The sequence below is a fragment of the Tsuneonella amylolytica genome, from assembly GCF_003626915.1.
GTDB classification, from domain to species: domain Bacteria; phylum Pseudomonadota; class Alphaproteobacteria; order Sphingomonadales; family Sphingomonadaceae; genus Tsuneonella; species Tsuneonella amylolytica.
Window position 1 is genome coordinate 1548126 of the sequence record NZ_CP032570.1, and the last position, 22315, is coordinate 1570440.

General features: G+C 69.0%; 26 protein-coding genes. 7 read left to right on the plus strand and 19 right to left on the minus strand.

Going from position 1 to position 22315, the window contains the following annotated elements; translation table 11 throughout:
* Positions 1 to 3 precede the first annotated feature (3 nt).
* Positions 4 to 711, minus strand: a complete 708-nt coding sequence (locus D4766_RS07635; RefSeq protein WP_162935703.1) for a hypothetical protein — start codon at positions 709 to 711, stop codon at positions 4 to 6.
* The gene (purD, locus tag D4766_RS07640; protein ID WP_120716917.1) at positions 708 to 2000 is read right to left on the minus strand and encodes a phosphoribosylamine--glycine ligase; all 1293 of its coding nucleotides are present in this window, start codon (positions 1998 to 2000) and stop codon (positions 708 to 710) included. Before purD ends, D4766_RS07635 begins: the two co-directional genes overlap by 4 nt.
* On the opposite strand from purD, the gene xseA reads away from it, so the two are divergent.
* From xseA to D4766_RS07655, 3 genes are read left to right on the plus strand one after another with little or no spacing between them, the layout of a single operon-like run.
* The gene (gene xseA / locus D4766_RS07645; RefSeq protein WP_120716918.1) at positions 1999 to 3465 is read left to right on the plus strand and encodes an exodeoxyribonuclease VII large subunit; all 1467 of its coding nucleotides are present in this window, start codon (positions 1999 to 2001) and stop codon (positions 3463 to 3465) included. The genes purD and xseA overlap by 2 nt on opposite strands.
* Before the next feature lie 24 nt (positions 3466 to 3489).
* Positions 3490 to 3690 carry a DUF2093 domain-containing protein gene (locus tag D4766_RS07650; RefSeq protein WP_120716919.1) on the plus strand — a complete coding sequence of 67 codons (201 nt, stop codon included), beginning with the start codon at positions 3490 to 3492 and terminating at the stop codon, positions 3688 to 3690.
* Complete coding sequence (locus tag D4766_RS07655) at positions 3687 to 4610, plus strand: M23 family metallopeptidase (protein WP_234024741.1); 924 nt, start codon at positions 3687 to 3689, stop codon at positions 4608 to 4610. Before D4766_RS07650 ends, D4766_RS07655 begins: the two co-directional genes overlap by 4 nt.
* Positions 4611 to 4690: 80 nt before the next feature.
* On the opposite strand, the gene rpmB is transcribed toward D4766_RS07655, so the two are convergent.
* Positions 4691 to 4981: a 50S ribosomal protein L28 gene (gene rpmB, locus D4766_RS07660; RefSeq protein WP_120716920.1), complete on the minus strand. Its 291-nt coding sequence runs from the start codon at positions 4979 to 4981 to the stop codon at positions 4691 to 4693.
* A gap of 109 nt (positions 4982 to 5090) precedes the next feature.
* Between rpmB and D4766_RS07665 the strand changes: the two genes are divergently transcribed.
* A complete protein-coding gene (locus D4766_RS07665) occupies positions 5091 to 5546 on the plus strand; it encodes a nucleoside deaminase (protein ID WP_120716921.1) in 456 nt (151 codons plus the stop codon).
* Between the two features lie 130 nt (positions 5547 to 5676).
* On the opposite strand, the gene D4766_RS07670 is transcribed toward D4766_RS07665, so the two are convergent.
* The 5 genes from D4766_RS07670 to D4766_RS07690 form a co-directional block, all read right to left on the minus strand.
* On the minus strand, positions 5677 to 6393 hold the full coding sequence (locus tag D4766_RS07670) for a ribonuclease T2 family protein (protein WP_120716922.1): 717 nt from the start codon (positions 6391 to 6393) through the stop codon (positions 5677 to 5679).
* Entirely contained in the window at positions 6374 to 6793 is a 420-nt protein-coding gene (locus tag D4766_RS07675) for a hypothetical protein (RefSeq protein ID WP_120716923.1), read from the minus strand. Before D4766_RS07675 ends, D4766_RS07670 begins: the two co-directional genes overlap by 20 nt.
* A complete protein-coding gene (nadC, locus tag D4766_RS07680; protein ID WP_120716924.1) occupies positions 6790 to 7650 on the minus strand; it encodes a carboxylating nicotinate-nucleotide diphosphorylase in 861 nt (286 codons plus the stop codon). Before nadC ends, D4766_RS07675 begins: the two co-directional genes overlap by 4 nt.
* Positions 7651 to 7781: 131 nt before the next feature.
* Positions 7782 to 8588 (minus strand): LytR/AlgR family response regulator transcription factor, encoded by an 807-nt coding sequence (locus D4766_RS07685; protein WP_120716925.1) that lies wholly within the window; start codon positions 8586 to 8588, stop codon positions 7782 to 7784.
* Positions 8585 to 9790 carry a sensor histidine kinase gene (locus tag D4766_RS07690; protein ID WP_120716926.1) on the minus strand — a complete coding sequence of 402 codons (1206 nt, stop codon included), beginning with the start codon at positions 9788 to 9790 and terminating at the stop codon, positions 8585 to 8587. Before D4766_RS07690 ends, D4766_RS07685 begins: the two co-directional genes overlap by 4 nt.
* A gap of 181 nt (positions 9791 to 9971) precedes the next feature.
* Here D4766_RS07690 and D4766_RS07695 point away from each other — a divergent pair, with 181 nt between their 5' ends.
* Positions 9972 to 10526 (plus strand): HD domain-containing protein, encoded by a 555-nt coding sequence (locus D4766_RS07695; RefSeq protein WP_234024937.1) that lies wholly within the window; start codon positions 9972 to 9974, stop codon positions 10524 to 10526.
* Here the strand turns inward: D4766_RS07695 and D4766_RS07700 are convergent.
* From D4766_RS07700 to D4766_RS07750, 11 genes are all read right to left on the minus strand, one after another.
* Positions 10523 to 11488: a hypothetical protein gene (locus D4766_RS07700; protein WP_120716928.1), complete on the minus strand. Its 966-nt coding sequence runs from the start codon at positions 11486 to 11488 to the stop codon at positions 10523 to 10525. The two genes, D4766_RS07695 and D4766_RS07700, sit on opposite strands and share 4 nt — an antisense overlap.
* On the minus strand, positions 11488 to 12195 hold the full coding sequence (locus D4766_RS07705; protein WP_120716929.1) for a DsbA family protein: 708 nt from the start codon (positions 12193 to 12195) through the stop codon (positions 11488 to 11490). Before D4766_RS07705 ends, D4766_RS07700 begins: the two co-directional genes overlap by 1 nt.
* A 13-nt stretch (positions 12196 to 12208) precedes the next feature.
* Entirely contained in the window at positions 12209 to 13561 is a 1353-nt protein-coding gene (locus D4766_RS07710; RefSeq protein ID WP_120716930.1) for a M48 family metalloprotease, read from the minus strand.
* A gap of 11 nt (positions 13562 to 13572) precedes the next feature.
* On the minus strand, positions 13573 to 14529 hold the full coding sequence (locus tag D4766_RS07715; protein ID WP_120716931.1) for an alpha/beta hydrolase: 957 nt from the start codon (positions 14527 to 14529) through the stop codon (positions 13573 to 13575).
* Positions 14526 to 15641, minus strand: coding sequence for a phosphatase domain-containing protein (locus D4766_RS07720; protein WP_120716932.1), 1116 nt, complete (start codon positions 15639 to 15641; stop codon positions 14526 to 14528). The genes D4766_RS07715 and D4766_RS07720 overlap by 4 nt, the downstream gene beginning before the upstream one ends.
* A gap of 63 nt (positions 15642 to 15704) precedes the next feature.
* A complete protein-coding gene (locus D4766_RS14200) occupies positions 15705 to 17630 on the minus strand; it encodes a PAS domain-containing protein (RefSeq protein ID WP_120716933.1) in 1926 nt (641 codons plus the stop codon).
* Positions 17631 to 17788: 158 nt separating this feature from the next.
* Positions 17789 to 18223: a DUF2141 domain-containing protein gene (locus tag D4766_RS07730; protein WP_234024742.1), complete on the minus strand. Its 435-nt coding sequence runs from the start codon at positions 18221 to 18223 to the stop codon at positions 17789 to 17791.
* Positions 18220 to 18933 (minus strand): sterol desaturase family protein, encoded by a 714-nt coding sequence (locus D4766_RS07735; protein WP_120716935.1) that lies wholly within the window; start codon positions 18931 to 18933, stop codon positions 18220 to 18222. The genes D4766_RS07730 and D4766_RS07735 overlap by 4 nt, the downstream gene beginning before the upstream one ends.
* 34 nt (positions 18934 to 18967) lie before the next feature.
* The gene (locus D4766_RS07740; RefSeq protein WP_120716936.1) at positions 18968 to 19462 is read right to left on the minus strand and encodes an MmcB family DNA repair protein; all 495 of its coding nucleotides are present in this window, start codon (positions 19460 to 19462) and stop codon (positions 18968 to 18970) included.
* 58 nt (positions 19463 to 19520) lie between these two features.
* Entirely contained in the window at positions 19521 to 19922 is a 402-nt protein-coding gene (locus D4766_RS07745) for a hypothetical protein (RefSeq protein WP_234024743.1), read from the minus strand.
* Positions 19923 to 19960: 38 nt separating this feature from the next.
* Positions 19961 to 20698, minus strand: a complete 738-nt coding sequence (locus D4766_RS07750) for a hypothetical protein (RefSeq protein WP_162935704.1) — start codon at positions 20696 to 20698, stop codon at positions 19961 to 19963.
* Between the two features lie 316 nt (positions 20699 to 21014).
* On the opposite strand from D4766_RS07750, the gene D4766_RS07755 reads away from it, so the two are divergent.
* Both D4766_RS07755 and D4766_RS07760 read left to right on the plus strand, forming a co-directional pair.
* Positions 21015 to 21572 carry a sigma-70 family RNA polymerase sigma factor gene (locus D4766_RS07755; RefSeq protein WP_120716938.1) on the plus strand — a complete coding sequence of 186 codons (558 nt, stop codon included), beginning with the start codon at positions 21015 to 21017 and terminating at the stop codon, positions 21570 to 21572.
* A complete protein-coding gene (locus D4766_RS07760; protein WP_120716939.1) occupies positions 21565 to 22311 on the plus strand; it encodes an anti-sigma factor in 747 nt (248 codons plus the stop codon). Before D4766_RS07755 ends, D4766_RS07760 begins: the two co-directional genes overlap by 8 nt.
* Positions 22312 to 22315: the final 4 nt, after the last annotated feature.

Genomic DNA, 22315 nt, shown 5'->3' on the forward strand with positions numbered 1-22315 from the left:
CGGTCAATCGGAATAGATCGGTGGAGGCCGGTCTCCGCGATAGCCGATGAAATGGCGGCGTAGCTGTGTGGCGTAAACCGTGCGGCGCAGGCAATCGAAGCGGTCGGTCTGGGGTCCCGGAACAGCTTCCCGAACCGCCGTGTCGACGGGAGCGCGCGAATATTCGAGCCAACGATCGTCGATTACGAGCAGCGCGCTGCCGGGATCGAAATCGCACCAGTGTTCCACCCGGCGGGCGAGTGACGTGATCGTCTCTCCGTCGCGCAATCGCGGTATGCGATCCCAGTCGCCGTGCGACTTGACGACGGCGATCTCCTTGGCGCGTTCGCGGCGAAAGAGTTCATCGGACTGCGCGACCGCACGGTCGACCTCTGCATCCGGAAACTCGATCCGGTAATTGCTGTCGAGCTCCAGACCGGCCAAGGCGTCGACGTCGAGTTTCGACAGCCGCGCAGGGGTGACTGCAACCCGAAGCACGACAATCCCGTGATCGGGTTCGATCGCCTGGATAATTTCGGTCTCGCGAATGCCGCGCTTCAGCAGCTCCCGGCGCAGATCGCCGAGCGACAGTCTCTCACCCTTCTGGAACTCGGCAGCCTGCTGTGCCTGTCGTTCTTGGGGCGTCTGCGGGTAGACCCCCGCGCCTCGCTCGGGTTCCGCCGCCCCGCACCCGGCGGTCACGGCGAGCAGCGAGAGGAGCGCCAATCTCATCCAGCGGCATCTTCCCTTGCTACTTCGCGCCAGCCGATGTCGCGGCGGCAGAAGCCGGTGGAAAAGTCGATCGCATCGACCGCGGCGTAGGCCCGTTCGGCCGCTTCGGTTACCGAGCTTCCGGTGGCGGTCACGCTGAGGACTCGGCCTCCGTTCGCGACGAGGGCGCCGTCGGCTTTGGCGGTGCCGGCGTGGAACACCTTCGCGCCGCCTGCCTCTGCGCCCGTCAGATTGATCGCGCCGCCTTTCGCCGGGGTGCCCGGATACCCCTCCGCCGCCATGACCACCGTCAGCGCGACCGCCTTGCCCATCTTGACCGGCGGCATCCGGCTCAGGCGGTCCTCGGCGCAGGCCAGCATCAGTTCGCCGAGGTCGGCTTCCAGGCGCATCATCAGGACCTGGCATTCGGGATCGCCGAACCGGCAGTTGTACTCGATGAGCTTGGGCCCTTCGCTCGTCAGCATCAGCCCAGCGAACAGCACGCCGGAATAGGGGGTACCCGCATCGGCCAGCGCGCGGACGGTGGGCGCGACGATGCGTTCGATCACTTCGCCGCGCAGCAGCGGGGTGAGGCAGCGGGCGGGGCTGTAGGCGCCCATGCCGCCGGTGTTGGGGCCGGTGTCGCCCTCGCCCACGCGCTTGTGGTCCTGCGCACTGCCGAACGCGAGCACGGTGGCCCCGTCGGTGAGGGCGAAGAAACTCGCTTCCTCGCCGTCCATGAATTCCTCGATCACCACCTCGGCTCCGGCGGTTCCGAAACTGCCGCCGAACATGTCGGCGAGCGCGGCCTCCGCCTCGTCGCGAGTGTCCGCGATGACCACGCCCTTGCCCGCGGCGAGCCCGTCGGCCTTGAGCACGTAGGGCGGCTTGAATTCGGCGAGCGCGGCGACGGCTTCGGCAAGGGTGGCGGTGCGGACATAGCGGGCGGTGGGGATGCCGGCACGCTCGCACAGGTCCTTGGTGAACCCCTTGCTGCCTTCGAGTTGCGCAGCGGCTTTCGACGGCCCGAACACGCGTATGCCCGCCGCGCGCAGCGAATCGGCCAGCCCGTCCACCAGCGGTGCCTCGGGCCCGACCACGACCATGCCGATGCGCTGCCCTTCGCAGAACGCGATCACCGCGCCGTGATCGGTTGCGTCCAGTACGACCAGTTCGGCGTGCTCGGCGATGCCAGGGTTGCCCGGCGCGGCGTAGAGCCTATCTCCGGTCTCCGTCAGCAGCCGGGATTGCGCGAGCTTCCACGCCAGCGCATGTTCGCGCCCGCCGCCGCCCAGCAAAAGGATGTTCATGCCCGCTCCCGACCCGTTCGATGATAGTGCCGGTGGGCTGGTAGCGAAGGGGCGCGCCGGCGACAACGCCGAGCCGCTGAGTGTGTCGGACCTGTCGAACCTCCTGAAGCGCACGGTGGAGGACCGCTTCGGCTTCGTCCGCCTGCGCGGCGAACTGTCGGGCGTGAAGCGGGCGGCATCCGGCCACCTCTATTGCGCGCTCAAGGACGAAAAGGCGGTGATCGACGGCGTCATGTGGCGCGGGTCGGTGCAAGGGATGGGCTTCGTGCCCGAAGACGGACTGGAGGTCGTCGCGTCCGGCAAGCTGACGACCTATCCCGGCCGCTCGAAGTACCAGATCGTGATCGACCGGCTGGAACTGGCGGGCGAGGGGGCGCTGCTGGCGCTGCTCGAGAAGACGCGCCAGCGGCTCGCGGCCGAGGGACTGTTCGACCAGGGGCGCAAGCGGGCACTGCCCTACCTGCCGGCGACGATCGGCGTCGTCACCAGCCCCACTGGCGCGGTGATCCGCGACATCCTCCACCGCCTCGCCGACCGCTTTCCCAGCCGGGTGATCGTCTGGCCGGTGCTGGTCCAGGGACAGGGCGCCGCGGCGCAGGTGGCAAGCGCCGTGCGCGGTTTCTCCGCCCTGCCGGAAGGGCACGCGCACCGGCCCGACCTGCTGATCGTCGCGCGCGGCGGCGGCTCGATCGAGGACCTGTGGAGCTTCAACGAGGAGGTCGTCGTCCGCGCGATCGCGGAGTGCACCATTCCCACGATCAGCGCGGTGGGGCACGAAACCGACACGACGCTGGCCGATCATGCCGCCGATCGCCGCGCGCCCACGCCCACCGCCGCTGCCGAGATCGCGGTGCCGGTCCGGCGCGATCTTGCCGCCACGCTCGCCGATTTCGCCGCACGCAAGCAGCGCTGTGCTTTACGCCCGGTGGAACTGGGGCGCGAACGGCTGGAAGCGCGCGTGCGCCGGATGCCGCGCATCGAGGCGCTGCTCGCCCCGCAGGCGCAGCGGCTCGACGATCTCACCGCCCGGTTGCGGCAGGGCCTGCGCGACCGGGCAAGCGGCGGGCGCGAGCGACTGGCGCGGCTGCGGCTCAATCCGGCGATCCTCCAGCGGGCGCAGCGCGATGCGGCGATGCGGCTCAATGGCGCGCGGCTGTCACCCGGATTGCTCTCCGCCCGCATCGCGCGCGACCGGCAGGGGTTTTCCGCGACCGAACGCCTGCTCTCCTCGCTCAGCCCATACGCGCCGCTGCAGCGCGGGTTCGCGCTCGTCCGCGGCCCCGACGGTTCGCTCGTACGCTCCGTTGCCGAGGCGGCGAATTTGCCGTCGCTCTCGGTTCGCTTCGCCGACGGTTCGGTCGACGTCGTGCCGGAGGGAAGCACGCCAGTGCAGCGCAAGCCGCGTGCCCAGCCGCCCGTGCGCCGCCCGGCCGACCCGCCGCGGCAAGACGATTTGTTCGGCTGACCGCAAGCTGTTAGGGTCCATGCCATGCTGATGAAATCTGGCAACCAGGCCGCGCAACTCGTCTTCGGACCCAACGGTTTCCGGGTCATGCGCCCGGGCAACCACGTGACCTGCGCGGTGACCGGCGAGGCCATCCCGCTGGAGGAGCTGCGGTACTGGAGCGTCGACCGGCAGGAAGCTTACGCCTCTCCCGAAGTCGCGACGCGGAGGCTGCTAGGGACGTGAGGCGGCGTCTCGCACCGATAGCGCCCGCCCTTGTTGCCTGCCTTGCCGCCTGCACCTCGGGCGGCGGCGAGCCTTCGGCCGAAAGCGCCGCGGTCGTCCAGCCGATCCGCGCTTCCGTTCCCGCACCGACGCCGACACCGACCCCGAAACCGACCGTGGCGGGGCCGAGCACGTTCGTGTTCGACGGCGAACTGACGCAGGGCGGGTGGATCCGCGGGCAGGCGCCCGGCGGGACGCGCACCGCCATGCTGGGCGAAACGCCGCTGATACTCGATGCCGGGGGCCGCTTCTTCGCCGCGTTCGACCGCGATGCGGGCCCTTCGACCAGCCTCGTCGCCACGCTCGGCGACGGGCGGCAGGTGCGCAGCCCGCTTGCCATCTCGAAACGGGCCTGGAACATCGAGAACATCAACGCCGCGCGGACCCCGGGCGGGGCGAGCGAGGCGTTCATGGCGCGCCGCCGGCCCGAACTCGCGCGGATCAACGCGGCGCGGAGCACCGACAACGCGGTGAGCGGCTGGACGCAGAGCTTCATCTGGCCGGTGAAGGGCCGCATTTCTGGCCGGTTCGGTTCGCAGCGCATCTATCGCGGCGAACCGGGCGCCTATCATTCGGGCCTCGACATCGCGCCGGGCGCGGGCGCGGCCTACGTCGCCCCGGCGGACGGCGTGGTGGTGCTGGCGGCAACCAGCCCGTTCTCGCTGGAGGGCAATCTCCTGATTATCGACCACGGCGGCGGGCTCAACAGCGCCTTCCTCCATTCCCAGCGCCTCGTCGTCGGCGAAGGGCAGCGGGTGAAGCAGGGACAGTTGCTGGGCTACGTCGGGGCGACCGGGCGCGCGACCGGGCCGCATCTGCACTGGTCGCTCGAATGGCAGGGCGCGCGGCTCGATCCGCTGCTGTTCCTGCCGCCGCAGTAAGGGCGGTTGGGGCACCGCAAACGAAAAGGCGCGCGAAGGTCAGCCCCTCGCGCGCCTTTCGAATTCGCGGTGCCGTGAGATCAGGCGGCGGCCTTCTCGGCCTTCTTCAGCTCGCGCTTCACCTTGAGCGCGGCGGCCGACAGCTTCTCGTCGCTGGTCTTCATCAGCCACGCATCGAGCCCGCCGTTGTGCTCCACCGAGCGCAAGCCGTGGGTGCTGACGCGGAACTTGAAGCTGCGGTCCAGCTTCTCGCTCATCAGCGTGACGTGCTGCAGGTTGGGCAGGAAGACGCGCTTGGTCTTGTTGTTGGCGTGGCTCACGTTGTGGCCGACCTGGCGGCCCTTGCCGGTGAGTTCGCAGATGCGGGACATGATGGATCTCTTCGATAAACGTTTGCGGCCCTAATCGACGCCGGGGCCGGGAAAGGCGCGCGCTTAGCGGGAGGCTCGCGAATCGTCAAGCGACTGCTAGGGGCAGGGCATGACGAGATGGCCGCTTCCCGAACCGATGGCCCGCGCACTGGCGCTTGCCGAAGAGGCGGCCGGCGCGGGCGAAGTGCCGATCGGTGCGGTCGTCGTCAAGGACGGGCGCATCGTCGGCGAAGGGCGCAATGCGCCTCGCGGGCTCAACGATCCCACCGCCCATGCCGAGGTCGTGGCGATTCGCGCCGCCGCCCGCGCGCTGGGCGACGAGCGCCTGACGGGCTGCGAGCTGTTCGTGACGCTGGAACCGTGCGCCATGTGCGCCGGCGCGATCGCCCACGCGCGAATCGCCCGCCTGACCTACGCCGCGCCCGATCCGAAGGGCGGCGCGGTGGAACACGGTGCAAGGGTGTTCGATCACCCGCAATGCCTGCACCGGCCCGAAGTCGTCGGCGGCATCGGCGAAAACGAGGCGGCGGCGCTCCTGCGCGAATTCTTCCGGAGCCGGAGGTAAGACAACGGCTCGGTTCGCGGCCAGCGGACCGCAAGGCCGAACGGCCGCCCGCAGATGCTTCGAAGCAAAGCGGAGAAACAGCGCCGAGGACGACCACGCGGAGGCGTGGTCGGAAAGCAAAAAAGCGGCGCTAAAACCCGCGCCAGATTCGCAAGGGCGCGCTGTCCGGCGTGCCCAGCCGCCGCCGGTCGCAGGGCGCGGGCATGAAGTCCCTGCCGTAGCAGAGCCGGAGCTCCTGCAGCCAGCCGCGCTCGTTCGCCTTCACCCCCACGGCGCTGCGCGGCCAGGCCGGATTGGCGAGGACCCAGGAATCGCGCAGCATTCCGGCGGTAAGGCCCGGCTCCTTCGACAACCGGTCGAGATCGGGCAGGCGCAGGCTGTTCCACAGGATGCGGGTGACTTCGAAATAGTTGCCCGGCGCGCGGACCATGCAGGCGCCGTGCTTGGCCCATTCGCTCGCCTGCAGGCGGGCCGATGGCATCATGCACATGTTGCGCGCCGCCTCGCGCGGGGTGACGCGGTAGGGCGTCGGGCACCATTGCGGCCAGGTCCCACGTCCGTCCGGCCACAGGCCGTGGACCACCAGTCCGAACCGCCCGCCGCGGCCCGAGCATTGGGCACGATCCGCCGCCCGCGTCTCGCGGCCCTTGCAGAACTCGGGCGCCCAGCTCAGCGCGAGGGTATAACCGGTGACGGGCACACGCCGCACCGGACCGTCGGGGCGGACTTGCGGGACGGCAACCGATTGCGGTACGCGGCACTGGTACGCTTGGGCGAGCGCCGGCAACGGCGTCGCCGCAGCCACCGGTGCCAGTGCAATGGACAGCCTAGTCGCGAGCGAGCGCATCGCGCGGTCCCCCTGCCGCGAACCAGCGGCTCGCCGAAGGCGTGAACAGGAGCACGGTCAATCCGTTCAGCGCCAGCCCTGCCAGCAGGCGACCGGTGCCGTCGCCGTCCGCGAGCCCGAACCGGATCGTACCCGCGATCTTGTACGCGGCGAAGCCGACCGCCGCGAGCGTGACGAACCATCTCGCGACGCGGCTGCCGAGCAACCAGATTGCCGCCGCGGGAATGGCGAGGATGCAGAACCGCGCGCTGGCGGCGGACACCATCGCGATGCGCTCCGCCTCCACGGGGTGCGCGAGCGCGGGCTTGAGATCGGCGCCCAGGTTCCACGACGCCGCCGCGAGCAGGACGCCCGCGAAGACCGTGACCGGCCACGGCCGCGGACCGCGGCGCAGCTTCACAGCGGAGTGAAGTCGAGGCCGATGTCGGCGGCGGGTGCGCTTTGCGTCAGGCGCCCGACCGAAACGTAGTCGACGCCGGTCGCCGCCTTTGCCCTGATCGTATCAAGGTTGATCCCGCCGCTCGCTTCGGTCGGCACCCGGCCCGCGACGCGCGCGACGGCCTCGCGCAGGGTGGGCGGGTCCATGTTGTCGAGCAGCAGGCGGGTCGCGCCGGCGGCGAGCGCGGGTTCGATCTGGTCGATCCGGTCGACTTCGCAGATGATCTCGCGCACCCCGGCCTCGACCGCGCGGCGCACCGCCTCGCCGACCGACCCGGCGACGAGGACGTGGTTGTCCTTAATCATCGCCGCATCCCACAGACCCATCCGGTGGTTGCTGCCCCCGCCCATGCGGACCGCGTATTTCTCGAGGTGACGCAGGCCCGGAATGGTCTTGCGGGTATCGAGCAGGGTGCACGCGGGATTGTCCATCGCCGCCACGTATCCGGCGACCATCGTGGCGATCCCGGAGAGGTGCTGGACGGTGTTGAGTGCGGCGCGTTCCGCCGTCAGCATCGCGCGGGCGTTGCCTTCCAGCCGCATCAGGTCGCTGCCCGGCGGCACGGCCGCACCTTCCTCGACCAGCAGGTCGATCGCGATGGCGGGATCGAGTGCGCGGAAGAACGCCTCGGCCACCGGCAGCCCCGCCACCCGGATCGCGTCGCGCGTGTCCATCACGCCGGAAAACCGCGCGTCCGCCGGGATCACGCTCTCGCTGGTGACGTCGCGTCCGCCGCCCGGCAGGCCCTCGCCCAGATCCTCTGCCAGCGTGTCGCGAACGAAGCGGTCGAGGTCGAAGCCGGGCAAGTTCCATTCCATCGCAGCGTCATAGCGCAAATTCGGGCCGCGACCAGCGGGCCGCAAGCGCGAACGCGCGCCCGAGCTTATGCGAGGAAAGCCAAGGAGCGCGGACGCGCTCCGCCCGGCGCTTGAGGGCTCAACAAACTAAATCAATGCACGAAGCGGGCGACCACGTCGCGGTAGCTGCGGCTGACCTTTACCTCAGCGCCGCTGTCGAGCACCAGGAAGCACTCGCCGTTGGTATGCGGGCGGACCTGCCGGACCTGGTCGAGGTTGACGATGGTCGAGCGGTGGACGCGCTGGAACTTGCGCGGGTCGAGCCGGCGTTCGAGGTCCTTCATCGTCTCGCGCAGGACCAGGCTGTTGTTGCCGGTGGAGATGACCATGTAGTCGCCGGCCGCCTCGATATGCTCGATCGAATCGATCTCGACGCGGAAGATCTGGCCGCGATCCTTGATGTTGATGAGCTTTTCGTACCGGTCGGCGCTGTCGCCGCCCGCTCCGTCGTCGGCAGCGTATTGATCGGCCGCGTCGGGGGCGACTTCGCTCAGCACGTTCTTGAGCTTCTCGGCCTCTTCCGCGCTGCGCTTTTCGGCGAGGCGCTGGCGCACGCGCTCCACCGTGTCGGCGAGCTTGTCCTCGTCCACCGGCTTCATCAGGTAGTTGACCGCGTTGGCCTCGAACGCGCGGATCGCGTGTTCCTCGAACGCGGTGACGAAGACGAACAGCGGCGGCTCGATCTCCATCACGCCCTTCACCACCGAGAACCCGTCGAAGCCGGGCATCTGGATGTCGAGGAAGACGAGGTCGGGTTTCTCGGTTTTGATGGCGCGGATCGCCTCGCGTCCGTTAGCGCAAGTGCCGATGATCTCGACGTCGTCGAACTTGTCGAGGCGGAGCTGGAGGCCCTGGATGGCGAGCTTTTCGTCGTCGACGAGCAGGGTGCGGATGGTCATGCGGCAGTGGTTCCAATCGCGGGCGCCGGGATCGGCGCTGGAGGTGCGGCCGCGGGGGCGGCCGGTTGGGCAGGAGCGGTCTTGTCGCCCTCGGCAGCCTCGTGCGGGATCTCGATGATCACGGTGAAGCCGCCTTCGGGCGGGTTGCGGATGTCGAAACGGTGATCCTCGCCGTAAGCCTGGGCGAGGCGATCGCGGATGTTGGCGAGGCCGACGCCGGTCGAGACCGTGCGGCCCACCCCCGCGAGCGCGGTCGAAGCGCTGGCGCGGTCGCTCCCCTCGCGCAAGCCCGGCCCGGTATCGGACACGGCGATACGCAGCCGCCGTCCGACGAGCCGTGCGGACAGCGTGATGCAGGCCCCCTCCTCCTGCGGGCTGACGGCATACTTGATCGCGTTCTCGACCAGCGGCTGCAGCAGCATGGAGGGAAGGCACGCGTTAGCCGCTTCCGGATCGACCTGGAATTCGGTGCGCAGCCGTTCCTCGAACCGCATGCGTTCGATGCCGAGGTAAAGCTGCAGCGTCTCGACCTCCTGCGCCACGGTCACCTTGGCGCCGGGTTCGCTGACGAGGGTGTGGCGCAGGAACGCGCTCAGGCGCGTTAGCATCGCATTGGCAGGCTCGGTCTGTTTCAGCAGCACGAGGGTGCTGATCGAATTGAGCGTATTGAACAGGAAGTGCGGGTTCAGCTGGTAGCGCAGCATGGCGAGCTGGGCGCTGGTCGCCTGCGCTTCCAGCCGTTCCAGCCTGTCGGCCTGTTCCTCGACCTGCAGGAAGAAGTTGATCGCGTAGTAGAGCGCGCTCCACGCGCCGAGCAGCGTGCCGTCGAGGAACACCAGCGCGAGGATTCGCTGGGCGAAGGTCGCCTCGCGCACGCCGGAATAATAGATGCCCTGCAGCCAGGCGTCGATGGCGGCGAACACGGTGATCGCCACCACCAGCGTCACGGCGGTCATCGTCCAGGTCACGATAGCGCGTCGCTGCATCAGCTGGCGGTAGATGACGCTCAGCACCAGGCTGATCGCGAAGCCGGTGATCATCTGCACCATGAGCACCAGCAGCAGGTTGAGCGGCAGCTGGTTGGCGATGCTCGATACGGCGCGCAGGGCGAACACGCCGCCCCAGCCTGCGAATTGCAGGTTCCAGAAGGCGGCGTTCTTGTCGTCGAAGAACGGCGCCGGGCGGAAGGGCAGCATCGCCATGACCTGTCGCCTCTAACCTAGTCTCATCGGCCCGCCAGACAAGTTTTGGCGCGCGGCCCGATTTGCGGTATGATCGATTGCAAGGAGAGACCTGATGGACGTTACCGAAGACGAGCTTTTGAGCGATATTGGGCACGGCATCGAGGAACACGCGCATCTCAAACGGGCGAAGTTCCGCGAGATGAAGGAAGGCACACAGGAAGACTGGGCGATCATCGGTGCCGACTACATGGCTTTCGCCAAGGGGTTGCCCGACCGCGTGCTCGACCACCTGCGCCTGCTCGATGGCGATTTCGGCGGCTTCCCCGTCGACCGGCTGGAGCATTCGCTGCAGACCGCCACCCGCGCGCACCGCGACGGGCGGGACGAAGCCTACGTCGTGATGGCGCTGCTGCACGACATCGGCGACACGCTCGGCACCTTCAACCATCCCGAGGTCGCCGCGTCGATCATCAAGCCGTTCGTCAGCGAGGAAGTGCATTGGATCTGCCAGAACCACGGGCATTTCCAGGGGTACTATTACTTCCACTATCTCGGCATGGATCAGCATTCGCGCGACCAGTTCCGAGGGAACCCCCACTTCGACGCCTGCGCCGAATTCTGCGAGAAGTACGACCAGGCCGCGTTCGACCCCGATTACCAGAGCGAAAGCCTCGCATTCTTCGAACCGATGGTCCGGCGGGTGATGGCCCGGCCGATCAACTCGCTCTACGCGAAGGCGGCCGAAGCGGCCTAGCGCACCGCGGTGCGAACGAAGTGCGTGCGCCAGTCGGCGCGGCCCTGTGCGTCGCGCAGCGGGGAGAGGCGGGCGATCTCGGCGGTCACGGCCTCGGCCCGTTCGTCCCAGCCCGAATGGTTGCGGTTGCGGAACAGGCCGCCGTCGTTGCCGGGGCCCCATCGCTCGAAAAAGCGGACCGCGGCGGCGGGATCGTAGCCGGCATTGGCGAGCAGCCAGGGCATCAGCCGGTCGGCCTCGTCCTCGGTCAGGCGTATGTTCTTCCGATTGCGACCTGCCCCGCCGAGCCATGCCCGGTGGGCGAGAAGATTGTGCGCGAACTCGTGCGCGAGCGCCGCGGCCAGTTCGTCCTCGGCATAGCCCATGCCCGCGAACTTGCGGCCGATGAGGACCCGCGTTCCGTCGGCCGAAGCGCGCCCGCTGCCGCCGTCGAGAAGTTCGAAGCGGGTGGGGCAGGCGGGCACTCCTGCGATCGATGCCTCGTGCTCCGTGCCGCCCGCATCCCGCCAGCCGATGCGCACGGCGCCGTTCGTCGCGAGGGCCGCGTCGATCGCGGCGTGTATGCCCGCCAGCCGCTTCCAGTCGTTCGCCGGGACGGGGGGCAGGTCGGCCGTCGCACGGCCGTCGATGGAAAGGATTTCCATATTGGGGGCAAGACCGGCGCGTGCCGCCGGGGATCCGGGCACTGCTGCCTGCACCGCGATGTCGCCCACGATCCCCGCGGCCGCGCGATAGGCCGCCGGCGCGCCGTAGCTCGCCATGTCCTGCACCAGCAGGCCGATCGCGGGCTTCGCGTCGCAGAACGCGGCGTTGCCGGTGGCGAGCCGCCAGCCGATCGCCTGCAGCCGCAGGTCGTCGGCCTGGAGTTGCAGCAGCGCCGCGCGATCTTCGGAGGGGCCGGCGACCGCCGGTAGGCCGGCGAACGCCAGCAGCGCTGCCGCGACGGTCGCGACCCCGCGCATCAGGCGCCCTTGCGCGCGGCCTCGAGCGCCTCGATCAGACGGTCCCGGCCGACCGCTCCGGAGAATACCGCCTCGCCGGCGACCCAGCTCGGTGTGCCTTCGAAGCCGAGCTTGCGGGCAAGGTCGATGTTCTTCTGCAATTCGAAAGTCGCGGCGGGCGAGGCGGCGAACTCGCGCGCCGCCGCCATGTCGAGCCCTGCCGCCTTTGCGGCGGCCTCGATCGTGGCGGGGCTGGGCTGGCCGGCGGCGAACATCGCATCGTGGAAGGCGGCGTACTTGCCCTGCCGCGCGGCGGCGAGCGCCATGCGCGCGGCGGCTTCGCTGTCGCCCTGGAAGATCGGCCATTCGCGCATCACCACGCGCGCGTCGGGGTTTTCGGCCAGCAGCGCCTTCACGTCGGCGACCGACTCGCGGCAGAACCCGCAGCCGTAATCGGAGAATTCGACCAGCGTCACCTTGCCGTCGGGATTGCCGAGGACCGCGCCGGGGAACGGGCGTTCGACCTCGCCCGAGAGATCGCCCAGCCGCTTCGCCGCTTCGGCCCGCTGGTAGTTCTCGGCCATCTCGGGCAAGATTTCCGGGTGGGCGAGCATGTATTCGCGCACCGAGTTGCTGGCGAGCCCACTCATCGCGAAGAGCCACGCTCCGGCGAAACCGAAGACCAGCGATACGATCGCGACGGGAAGCAGGCGGACGGCGCTGGACATGTCGCAGGCAGCGCTACTTGCGCTTCTCCTCGCGTTCAAGCGCGGCGCGCGCTTCGAACTCGATGTCCTGTGCGCGCAGGGCATCGGGGGTGCCGGCGGGAAGCCCGGCCTGCGCCGCCTTCGCGCTGCGCAGCGCCTCGGCATAGCGGCCCGACAGCACTTGCTGTTCGGCGCTCGCCAGCCGGGCGCGCGGCATGTCGTTCTGGCCGGCATAGATCACGCCGAGCTGATACCAGGCGAAGGGATTCATCCGGTCGCGGGAGACGGCGGCCTTCAGCACGGTCTCGGCCTCGGCATAGTGCGCCGGGTCTTCGGTCGCGATGAGGGCGTGGCCGAACGTCGCGGCGATCAGCGGCTGGTTGTTGGTGAGCGCGGTCGCGCGGCGCAGCGGCTCGATCGCCTGGTCGGGCTTCCCCGATTCAAGCAGCACCTGCCCCGCAAGCTCGAGGTAGTACGGATTGTCGGGATCGTCCGCCAGCAGCGCCTCGGTCTCGGCCAGCGACTTGTCCATCAGCGCCTGCTTGTGGAAGGCGTAGGCGCGGGCATAGTGCGCGGCATCGGAGCGGTCGCTCGCCGGATAGGCGCGCAAGGTTCGCTCGGGTTCCTGGATGTAGCCGGCAAGCTTCGCCTTCACCTGCTCAAACCGCGACTGCAGCTTGGGGTCGTCGGGCACCGTCCATGCGGGATCGGCGGAATATTCGTCGGTCAGGCGGGTGATGCGTTCGCTCGAGAGCGGGTGGGTCGACACGAAGGCGTTGTCGTCGTCCGGCGTGACGCCGTAGCGAAATTCCATGTTCTGCAGCTTCTTGAAGAAGCTCAGCGATCCGCGGCCCGAAATGCCCGCTTTCGAAAGGTATTCGGCGCCCGCGGCGTCGGCGGCGCTTTCCTGCACCCGGCTGAAGGCGAGATACTTGCCCAGCGCCGCGCGCTGGCCCGCCATCATCACCCCCATCGCAGCGTCGCCCGCGCCCGCCGCCGCGGCGGCGAGGCCGATCAGCAGCGACAGGATCGAAATCCGCCCCGCGCCCTTCGCGCCCGAATCGTTGATCACGTGGCCGCCGGTGATGTGGCCCAGTTCGTGCGCGATAACGCCTTGGACTTCGTTGGCGGTCTCCGCCTTCTTGATCAGACCCGAATGGATATAGACCGCCTGTCCGCCGGCGACGAACGCATTCACGCTGTCGTCGTTCACCAGCACGATCTCGACATTGCCAGGCTTCAGGCCCGCTGCTTCGACCAGCGGGCGGGCCATGTCGTTCAGCAACGCCTCGGTCTCGGCATCGCGAAGGATCGACTGCGCCGCGGCGGGCTGCGCCACCAGGGTGGCGGCCGCGGCGACGGCGAGCAGTTTGGCGATCGGGCGCATCGGGTCGCGGTCTAGCGGTCCGGGCGCTGAACCGGAACTGAAGCCGATGGCGCTCCCGCGCCCGGATCGCTCAGGAAGGCGAGCAGCGGACGCAATACCTTGCCGTTCTGCGCGAAGGGTTTCGACAGGCCCATCACCACGCCCGCATGGCCCATGCCCTCGTACTCGATCGCGCGCACGCTCCCCCCCTTCGCCTCCAGTGCTGCCGCGAGCCGGCGCGAATTGCGCACCCGCACGACATCGTCGGCGGTGCCGTGCATCAACAGCAGCGGCGGCGCGCCAGCGCAGGCGAAGGTGATTGGCTGGGTCGCGGCGGGATCGGGCGCGTTGCCGAGCGCGTTCACGGCCGAATCGCTGGTGAAGGGATAGAAGTCCGCCGGGCCCGCGAGGCTGACGGTGCCGGCGATCCGCCCCATCGGTACGCCCACCCCTTCCAGCCATTGCGGGTCGAGAGTCAGCATGGTGACGTTGTAAGCACCTGCGGAGTGGCCTATCAGGGCGACCTGCGCCGTTCGCGCGCCCGCCGCGCCCGCGTGATCGAGCGTCCAGCGCACCCCGGCGGCGGTATCCTGCAGCATCGCCGGGAAGCGTCCGCCGTCACTCACCAGCCGGTATCCCACGAGCGCGGTGGCATAGCCGTTGTCGGCCAGCGTCCGCGCGACGAAGCGATAGCTCGCCGTATCGCCCGAATGCCACCCGCCGCCATAGACGAAGATCGCCAGCGGCCAGCCGCCCTGCGGTGCGCGGCCTTCGGGCACCCAGAGTTCGACATTCTGGTTCCTGACCTGTCCATAGGTGCCGTCTGCCGCCAACCGCATGCCGGTCTCGCGGGGGAAACGGGCGTCGATCCAGTCGAGCGTGGCGGCCGATCCGCGCGCCACCGCCCAGCGCCACGCGCCGAAGCCGGCCAGCGCCAGCAGCCCGGCCACCACCGCAGTCGTCATCAGCCACCTCCTGGTACGCGTCATGCCTCGGGCTCCTTCGTCTGCACCGTCTTCACGATCTGCGCCGTCTCGCCCGCGGTCGAGATGCCGTTGGCGCGCAGGAACTCGGCCCCCGTGGCGAAGTCGTCGCCGAGCCACAGCGGTACGCCCGCAGCCTCGATCGCGGCCTTTCCGGCCAGTTCCTCGGGCGAGAGGGGGCCTGCCCCGGTGCGGATGAAGACCGCCGCGATCCGCCCCGGATTCGCCTCGACCGTGGCGGCGTAGGCGGGAAGGTCGCCCTGCGTGTCGTCACCGATCAGCGCGAACCGCATCGCGGGATAGAACGACAGCAGCCGGTCGAGCGCGCCGCGCTTGTGATCGCCGTGACTGGCCGAACCGAAGGTCGCGCGGTTGAGGCCCCAGTCGCGCAGCAGCAGCGGCCCCAGCGGCAGGTTGCGGCTCTGCTGGAACGCCACGAGATATTGGAACAAATTCCAAGGGGACGACGAGACGTAGAAGAACGGCCGGTGCGTGGCGGCGAAGTGCGCGCCCGCACGGTCCTTGTCGGTCGCCTCTGGCGCTACCACGACCGCCCCTCCGCCGATCGCGCCGTAAAAGCCATCGGCACCGGGCACCGCGATCCGTTCGGCGGGCAACTGGGCGACCACGCGGCGCCAGTTGCGCAATATGGCCCGCGGCCCGCCGGTGATGCCGGTTTCCACGATCGTGTCGTCGATGTCGGATATGACGGCGAGTTTCGTGACCGTGCCGGGGGCGAGGACGTATGCTTCGGCGCACTGCGGCCCTTCCGGCGCGACCCAGTGCATCAGGGCGATCTCCCAGGCGGGATCGGCCTCAAGCGGCCAGTGGGGATCGAGCGCCACGTCGAAGTGGACGTACCCTTCGCCGTCGGACACCGCGCGTCGCTCGATAACGGTGCCGTCCGGCCCCTTCAGTTCCAGCCGCACCTCGAGGCCGGCGACCTCGCGGCTCGCGAACTGTTCGATCATCGTGCGCATTGCGCGAACGCGCCCGGTTTTCTCGAACGTGGCCGTTCGCCGCCGGCGCAAGGCGCGGCCCGATATCGTCAGGCGATCGGTGCTACGCCAGCCGAAATAGGGCTGCACAAGGACGGGCGCGGGATCGAACAACGACACGCCCGCCTCGCTAGCGGGCGAGGCGGGCGCGTCATAGGCCGGATTTCGCCAACGCAGCCGGTGTCAGGCGACGAGCTTGCGCGCGACCCGCTCGACCAGCGGCACGTCGGCCACTTCGCCCAGCACCACGACCTCGCCCGCCACGCGGCGAATCACCACGACCGCGAACTCCTCGCCCTCGGCCGGAATGTCCTCGAAACCCATCGGCGCGATCGCGCGCAGCTTGCGGGCGAGTGCCTCGCGCGGGGTCTCGCGGACGGCGGCGTCGGCGCTCTTGCGCGCGGCACGTTCGGCCTGGACCACACCCTTGAGGCCGCCTTCGGCCCGCGACAGGAAATCCGCCAGCGCGCCGCGCTCGATCCCCTCGCGATGCGCGAAGCTGAGGACCGAGGCGTATTCGGCGATGCGGGTCTTGTCGTAATCGGCACCGAATACGAGCTTGACGACCGGGGTCATCGGCGCGCGGTCCTGCATGGTGAGGCCGCTGTCCTCGACCAGCTCGGCGAACTCCTGCGGCTCGGCCTGCGCGGCCAGGCTGAAATCGTAGGCGCGGCCGACCGCGGCGTAAAGCGCGCTGCGGCTGCGATCTTCGCTGCTCTTCGCCGCCAGCGCCAGTTCGCGGGCCGCGGCAAGGCAATCGTGCATGCCCGATTCGTCGCCGGTCGCGGCGAGCGCGGGCTGCGGTGCGGGCTCGGCCATCCCGGCGGATGCAAGGTTTTGCGTCTGCGCGGCAGCGGAATAATCGGCTTCGAGCGGAAGCGACGCTCCCGTTTCGAGCGCTACCGGTTCGCTTGTCTCGGGCTCGTAAGCCTCGGGAACCGCGAAGGCGGGTTCATCGGCGGCAGCCTCGTCCTCGACCGCCTCGGTCAGCTCGAACGGTTCGTCCGCGAAGTCGTCGTCGATTCCGGCGTATGACGCGTCTTCACCGAGTTCGTATGGCTGCGACTCCAGCGTCGCGCCGTCGTCGTCCGCGATGTCGTCCGCGCTGCGAAGCGGGGTGTGCCGGCCGAGCCATTTGGCCACCGGGTCCTCGTCGTCGTCGCCGAAATCGTCGTCGTCCTCGTCGAAGTCGGCGCGCGCGGGTGTGCCGCCGCCGAGCGAGAGAAGCGATCCGAACCGGTTCGCGCTTTCGGGCTCGTCGTCGACCGCCTCGATCGCCTCGTAAAGACCGGCCTCGTCGCCATCGTCCTCGCCATCGTCCTCGCCGTCATCGTGAATGCCGCCGCCGAACGCGGGCTGGGGAAAGCGATCCTCGGCCGGCTTCGTCGCCAGCGGGGATACCGGCACGCCGGCGGCGCCGAGCGGCGCGGAAACGGTTCCCGGGCCATCGGCCCAGTCGGTCACCGGGGCGGGGCTGCGCGGACGGTCGTCCATGGTGGCTTCGATCATGTCGGTATCGTCTTCGAGCGCGCTGTCGATCTCGAGCAGGAGCTCGTCGCTGGTCAGCTGGTCGGCCACCTCCTTCCAGTTGATGACGCCGTAGATGAAGTCGATGGTGTCGTCGTCGCTGGAGTACGGCAGCAGGATGCCGCGATAGAGGATCGTCGCGCCGCGCTGGTTTACGAACTCAGCCTCGAACCCGATCGGTGCCTGGTTGGCCAGGATCTGCATGTAGTGGTCGGTGATGCGACTGAGCAGCGAGCGGCTGGGCACATCGCCGAGCCTGCCGATCGACGGGTCGATGTCGCATTCGCGGCCGAGCTCGGTCCCGAGGAAGCGAATCGCCGGATCGTCGATCCCGTTGGTGAAGTCGAGCAGGACCGAATAGGGCCCGAAATCGCCGAGCGACGCCGGATCGAGATCCTCGATCGAGGGGAAGTTTCCGTCGCCCAAGAGGCCGGCCCAGTGGTTGTAGGCGCGTACCTGCATGCGGCGCTCGTCCTGGCCGATGGGGCTCGGCGGCGGTTCGCGCACCGCCTCCTCCTCGCCGACGCCGAAATCGTCCTCGTCGTAGTCGACCAGTCCGAACTGAGCCCGCAGGTTATCCATGACCCGTTGTTACCCCCAAACATCGGGCGCGGTGCGCGCCCCAGGATGCGATGGACCGGGTTTGGGGGAGGCGTGGTAAACATCCCGTTAAAGTTGCGCCGACGACCTGAGCGAAGTCGTCCCGCCGCCGCGCTGCCTTGAAGATCAGGGGCGCAGGATCAGAACATGTACCGCATGTCGATCGCCATGCTGACGTCACGCGCGCCCACGGCGAAGACGGCGTCGTCGTACTTCGGCGGGGCCATCCGGACCGGCGCATCGCGCGAGAAGCCGAACCCTTCCTTCGGCATCATGCCGAGCGCGCGGTCGGCCTTGCCGTTGTCGTTCTCGTCGTGAAGCAGCGCGATGGCGTACTTGCCCGGTGTCACGTTGCGAAACACCAGCTTCTTCGCGTCGGCCGCCGGGACGACGAGGCGGTAGGATGCCGGATCGCCCGCGCATTTCGGGAAGCGGGCCGCGTTGGCCGTCATGCAGGCCCGCACCACGCCCTTGCCCGATCGCATGCCGCTGACCGACACGTTGACGTCGTGCGTCGGCGCGGCTGCCGTCAATCCCGTCGTCGCGGCTGCCGCCACGACGATCGCCGGAATCACGGCGATGCCAGCCCGCGGTCGGTGCCGCACAGCTTGTCCCAGACGCGAAAATAGAGGCCGTAGTTGCATCGGTAGAGGTCGTGATGTCGTTGGTGGTGGCTGGCGGTTATCAGCCATTCCCCTGCTTTTCCATGAACGATGCGGCGGGGGAACATCTCCCACCCCATGTGATTGGTGACGCCCATTACGGTCATGACCGTCAGCACGACGCCCAGCATCGCGGCGTGGATCGGCACGAGGAAGACGAGCGCCGGAATGACCACCGCGCCCGTGATCGCCTCCCACGGATGGAAGCTCATCGCCGCCCATGCGGTGGGCGGGCGGCTGGCGTGATGGACCGCGTGCATCGTCTTGAACGGGCGCGGGCGATGCATGAACCGGTGGGTCCAGTAGAACCACGTGTCGTGCGCGAAAAGGTACAGAAGCACGCTGAGCGGCAGATACCACAGCGGATAGTCCGTCCAGCCGGTGTAGATCCGGGTCCACCCGCGTTCCTGCCAGCCCCATGCGATGACGCCGGCCGGAATGCCGTAGATCGCCGCGGAGGCGAGCGACCAGCCGATCTCGCGGCGGATCTGGGGGCCGAGCGCGGCGTATTGGCCGGGGCGCACTCTGGTGGTCGCCCATGCGAACGCCCCGCTTGCGATCAGGTAGCGCACGGCGACGATCGCGGTCATCGCGGCGGCGGACAGGATGACGGCGGCAAGCATCGCTGGCGAATCTAGAGCGCCGCGCACCCGCTGGCTAGCTGCCTTGGCCCCACGGCGCGCAATGCGGGTCCGACGCCACGACCTGACGCCGCAGCGCCGCGCGGGCGAGCCGCTCAACCTCCACCTTGCGCCGCGCCGGTGCGAGCGGGTGGCTGGGCGCGGGGCGGACGATCTCCGCATCGTACCCGTCGGCCACGATGACCCCGCAACAATCGGGCCTGAAATCGTCCCCTTCGAGGATCGCGCGATCGATCCCGGGGGGCACCCCCCAGTAGAACCGGTCGCAAAAATCGAGATAGTCGGGCCACTTGCCGTCGCCGACCAGATCCGCGCGGCTGACCTTGACCTCGACGATCACGATCCGTCCTTTCGGATCGACACCCATCAGGTCCGCCCGCCGCCCGTTGCGCAGCGGCATTTCGGGCAGGCACCAGATGTCGTTGCGGGCGAACAGCCGGCTGATACCGCGGCAGACGGCGATCGCGTCGTGCCGTTCCGAGGCGAGCGTCAGGGCAGGTGAATCGGGCATGCCGCCGAACTGGAACAGATGCGGAACGAGGTCAAGAGTCCCTCGATCCCGACGGCGGTCAGGCTTTCCTGAGCGGCCCCATACGGCCCTGTTCGGGGACCAGCGCGAGGAGCGCGGCGCGGGCGTGGTAATATTCGCGCCACAGCGTCAGCGCGGCGGCGGTCGGATCCTGCCCGCGTGCCGAGACAGCCAGCAGCGCCTTCACGCCGGGGGCCATCATCGCGGCAAGGTCGGCGACCCCGTTGGTCGCGAGTTCGAGACGCCAGCCGCCCGCGTCCTTGATGAGTGCAGGGAAGTTGCGCACCTGACCCGACGGCTTTTCCGCCGCCAATCCGGCGAGTTGGGCCACTGCGCCCGCGGCATCTTGCAACGCCGCCCATTGCACGCTCATCGCGCTCGGGCTCCGCGCGGTGACGCCGGCAGGACGAGCGGCGGAAAAGTCGGTCGGCTGGAGCGTCATGGTGGCGCGATCGTTAACCGGATTCGCTTGCCAAATCGCTAATACGGGGGTGCGGCGATACGATTCAGAGCGATGCTCCCGGAAAGGTCGCCGGCGATCGCCTTGGCCTGCGCGCGGTGAGCCTCGAACAGCCAGTAGCCGGGGAATTGCCCGTCGGCGACGGCGAACCACTTGCGCGCCGCCGCGTACTTGCCGCGCGCCTGTTCGACCGAGCCGATCTGCAGCGCGGTCCCGGCGTGCTGGAACGGCGGTTCGCGCGGAGATCCGGTGGTGGATCGCAGGAGATGCTGGATTGCCGCGTCGTAGTCGCCGCGTGCCTTGGCGAGGTTGGCGCGGCGATATGCCGCCGCGGCGTCGCCCTCCTCGGCACCGGCCCTGGCGTAGTAGGCGCCGGCCCCCGCCATGTGGCCGCGATAGAAGGCAAGATCGCCGCGCAGGCCCCCAACTGCGGCCATGTCGCCCGCATCGCGCACCGGGGCGGCGATGTCGGCGTAGTCGGTGGCGTAGCGCGAATGCGCCATGTGGGCGCGTGCGAGGCTTTCCTGTCGCAGCCATCCGCCGGGATCGTAGGCGACGCGCTGGCGGGCAAGGTCGAACTGGCCGGACAGTTGCCGCTTCGTCGCGGCGTAGTCGGGCGGGCCATAACCCGCCGGGCGCCAGTCGGCCGCGGACAGGGCATTACCGGGTTGCGGGGACTGCGCCGGGTCGATGCCCAACGCAATCCCCACTGCCCCCAGCGGCACGAATAGCCAGCGAAGCGTCCTCCATTGCGGCATCAGGAGTTCGCCTGCCTTGCGGCGGTCGTACCCGCTGCAGGCGCCGGGCGGGAGCGGGAAGGAATACCCGTCCGGCGGCCTTCGGTTACTTCGGCGTCGCGCACGGCAAGAGCTTCGCCGCTACGAGATCGTCGGCCAACGCGCTCGTCAGCATTCATGGTTACGCAAGGATCGGCGCGCGTATGCGCGAGACGGGGAATTTTTTTCGGGACAAACGGTTGTTCCGATACCGGTTGGTTGCGGTTTGACGCATCGCCGCGATGGCGATAGCGTCCGGCCCCGATGCTGCCGGTCGCCAATCCCCTGTTCGTGACGCATGGCGGCTGACGGTCCGGCTGATACCCTCGGCACCGATCTCGTCGCGACGGGCAGGGGCGACCGGACGGCTTTTTGCAGGGTTTATCGGGCGACGGCACCCCGGCTGCTGGCGATCTGCCAGAACGTGACCCGCGACCGCGCTGCCGCGGAAGACGTGCTGCAGGCGGTGTTCGTCAAGATCTGGCAATCGGCCGCCCGCTTCGATCCCGAACGGGCACGTCCGATGACCTGGCTCGGCTCGATCGCGCGCAACGCGGCGATCGACTGGTATCGCGCCCAGCGCCCCGCCGGCGACCGGTCGGACCAGGCGATCGAGGCGATCCCGTCGGCAACCGAGCCCGTGGATGCCCGAATAATCCGGGAAGAAGGCGAGGACCGGGCTATGGGCCTCGTCCACGAACTCGACGAAGACCTCGAATCCCAGGTGCGCCGTATCTATCTCGAAGGCATGACATATGCCGAAGCCGCAGAGGCCGACGGGATCCCGCTGGGAACCCTGAAGAGCCGGGTGCGACGGGCCCTCATCACCATCCGCGCGAAGATGCTCGATGACTGAGCGCAGCGAACAACGGCGCGATCGCGACCTCTTGGCGGCCGAACTCGCGCTCGGCCTGCTGGACGGGCCGGAGCATGCGGATGCTCAGCGCGCGCTGCTGAGCGATCCCGCGTTCCGGGCGTCGCACGCTTTCTGGAGCGCCAAGGCAGGAGAATGGCTCGAAAGCGTGCCGGCCGGCGGCGAAGCGCCCAATCTTCTGACGCGGATCGAAGACGCGATCGATGCCGAGGCCAACCCCGCTGTCGATGCCGTGCCGGAGCGCAATGGAGGCTTCGCGCGCGCTTGGGCGATCGCGGCGACCGTCGCGGCGGTCCTTGCGATCGGCAGCACGGTCCTGTTCCAGCAACGCGAGGCGGCCGCACTCGGTGACAACGCGGCGCTTGCCCGCCAGCTCGCGCAGGCCGAGGGGGAGCGGCAGGTGGCGCAGATAACCGGGGAAGCCAGCCGCGTGCTGGTGAGCGCGCTCTACGATCCGGCGCAAGGGACCATCACGCTGAAGCTCGACGTGCCGAACGAACCCGCCCGCGTGCCCGAACTCTGGGTGATCCCGGGCGACGGGCAGCCGCGCTCGCTCGGCACGTTCATCACCGCGAGCGCCGAGATCGCGATCGATCCGGCGCTGCGGCCCTACCTCACCGACGGGGCGAAACTGGCAATCACGATGGAGCCGGAAACGGGCGCGCCCCACGCCGCGCCGACCGGGCCGATCCTCGGCGCGACCGAGCTCAAGTCTCTTTGACCCG

What these genes read in the sequence shown, in the direction of transcription:
- D4766_RS07740 (WP_120716936.1), bottom strand. Translation starts at nt 19,462, where the DNA reads ATGCCCGATTCACCTGCCCTGACGCTCGCCTCGGAACGGCACGACGCG.
- D4766_RS07670 (WP_120716922.1), bottom strand. Translation starts at nt 6,393, where the DNA reads ATGCGCTCGCTCGCGACTAGGCTGTCCATTGCACTGGCACCGGTGGCT.
- D4766_RS07750 (WP_162935704.1), bottom strand. Translation starts at nt 20,698, where the DNA reads ATGCCGCAATGGAGGACGCTTCGCTGGCTATTCGTGCCGCTGGGGGCA.
- rpmB (WP_120716920.1), bottom strand. Translation starts at nt 4,981, where the DNA reads ATGTCCCGCATCTGCGAACTCACCGGCAAGGGCCGCCAGGTCGGCCAC.
- D4766_RS07700 (WP_120716928.1), bottom strand. Translation starts at nt 11,488, where the DNA reads ATGCGCGGGGTCGCGACCGTCGCGGCAGCGCTGCTGGCGTTCGCCGGC.
- D4766_RS07710 (WP_120716930.1), bottom strand. Translation starts at nt 13,561, where the DNA reads ATGCGCCCGATCGCCAAACTGCTCGCCGTCGCCGCGGCCGCCACCCTG.
- D4766_RS07755 (WP_120716938.1), top strand. Translation starts at nt 21,015, where the DNA reads ATGGCGGCTGACGGTCCGGCTGATACCCTCGGCACCGATCTCGTCGCG.
- D4766_RS07760 (WP_120716939.1), top strand. Translation starts at nt 21,565, where the DNA reads ATGACTGAGCGCAGCGAACAACGGCGCGATCGCGACCTCTTGGCGGCC.
- D4766_RS07665 (WP_120716921.1), top strand. Translation starts at nt 5,091, where the DNA reads ATGACGAGATGGCCGCTTCCCGAACCGATGGCCCGCGCACTGGCGCTT.
- nadC (WP_120716924.1), bottom strand. Translation starts at nt 7,650, where the DNA reads ATGGAATGGAACTTGCCCGGCTTCGACCTCGACCGCTTCGTTCGCGAC.
- D4766_RS07650 (WP_120716919.1), top strand. Translation starts at nt 3,490, where the DNA reads ATGCTGATGAAATCTGGCAACCAGGCCGCGCAACTCGTCTTCGGACCC.
- D4766_RS07705 (WP_120716929.1), bottom strand. Translation starts at nt 12,195, where the DNA reads ATGTCCAGCGCCGTCCGCCTGCTTCCCGTCGCGATCGTATCGCTGGTC.
- D4766_RS07635 (WP_162935703.1), bottom strand. Translation starts at nt 711, where the DNA reads ATGAGATTGGCGCTCCTCTCGCTGCTCGCCGTGACCGCCGGGTGCGGG.
- D4766_RS07715 (WP_120716931.1), bottom strand. Translation starts at nt 14,529, where the DNA reads ATGACGCGTACCAGGAGGTGGCTGATGACGACTGCGGTGGTGGCCGGG.
- D4766_RS07745 (WP_234024743.1), bottom strand. Translation starts at nt 19,922, where the DNA reads ATGACGCTCCAGCCGACCGACTTTTCCGCCGCTCGTCCTGCCGGCGTC.
- D4766_RS07695 (WP_234024937.1), top strand. Translation starts at nt 9,972, where the DNA reads ATGAAGGAAGGCACACAGGAAGACTGGGCGATCATCGGTGCCGACTAC.
- xseA (WP_120716918.1), top strand. Translation starts at nt 1,999, where the DNA reads ATGCCCGCTCCCGACCCGTTCGATGATAGTGCCGGTGGGCTGGTAGCG.
- D4766_RS07735 (WP_120716935.1), bottom strand. Translation starts at nt 18,933, where the DNA reads ATGCTTGCCGCCGTCATCCTGTCCGCCGCCGCGATGACCGCGATCGTC.
- D4766_RS07690 (WP_120716926.1), bottom strand. Translation starts at nt 9,790, where the DNA reads ATGGCGATGCTGCCCTTCCGCCCGGCGCCGTTCTTCGACGACAAGAAC.
- D4766_RS14200 (WP_120716933.1), bottom strand. Translation starts at nt 17,630, where the DNA reads ATGGATAACCTGCGGGCTCAGTTCGGACTGGTCGACTACGACGAGGAC.
- purD (WP_120716917.1), bottom strand. Translation starts at nt 2,000, where the DNA reads ATGAACATCCTTTTGCTGGGCGGCGGCGGGCGCGAACATGCGCTGGCG.
- D4766_RS07685 (WP_120716925.1), bottom strand. Translation starts at nt 8,588, where the DNA reads ATGACCATCCGCACCCTGCTCGTCGACGACGAAAAGCTCGCCATCCAG.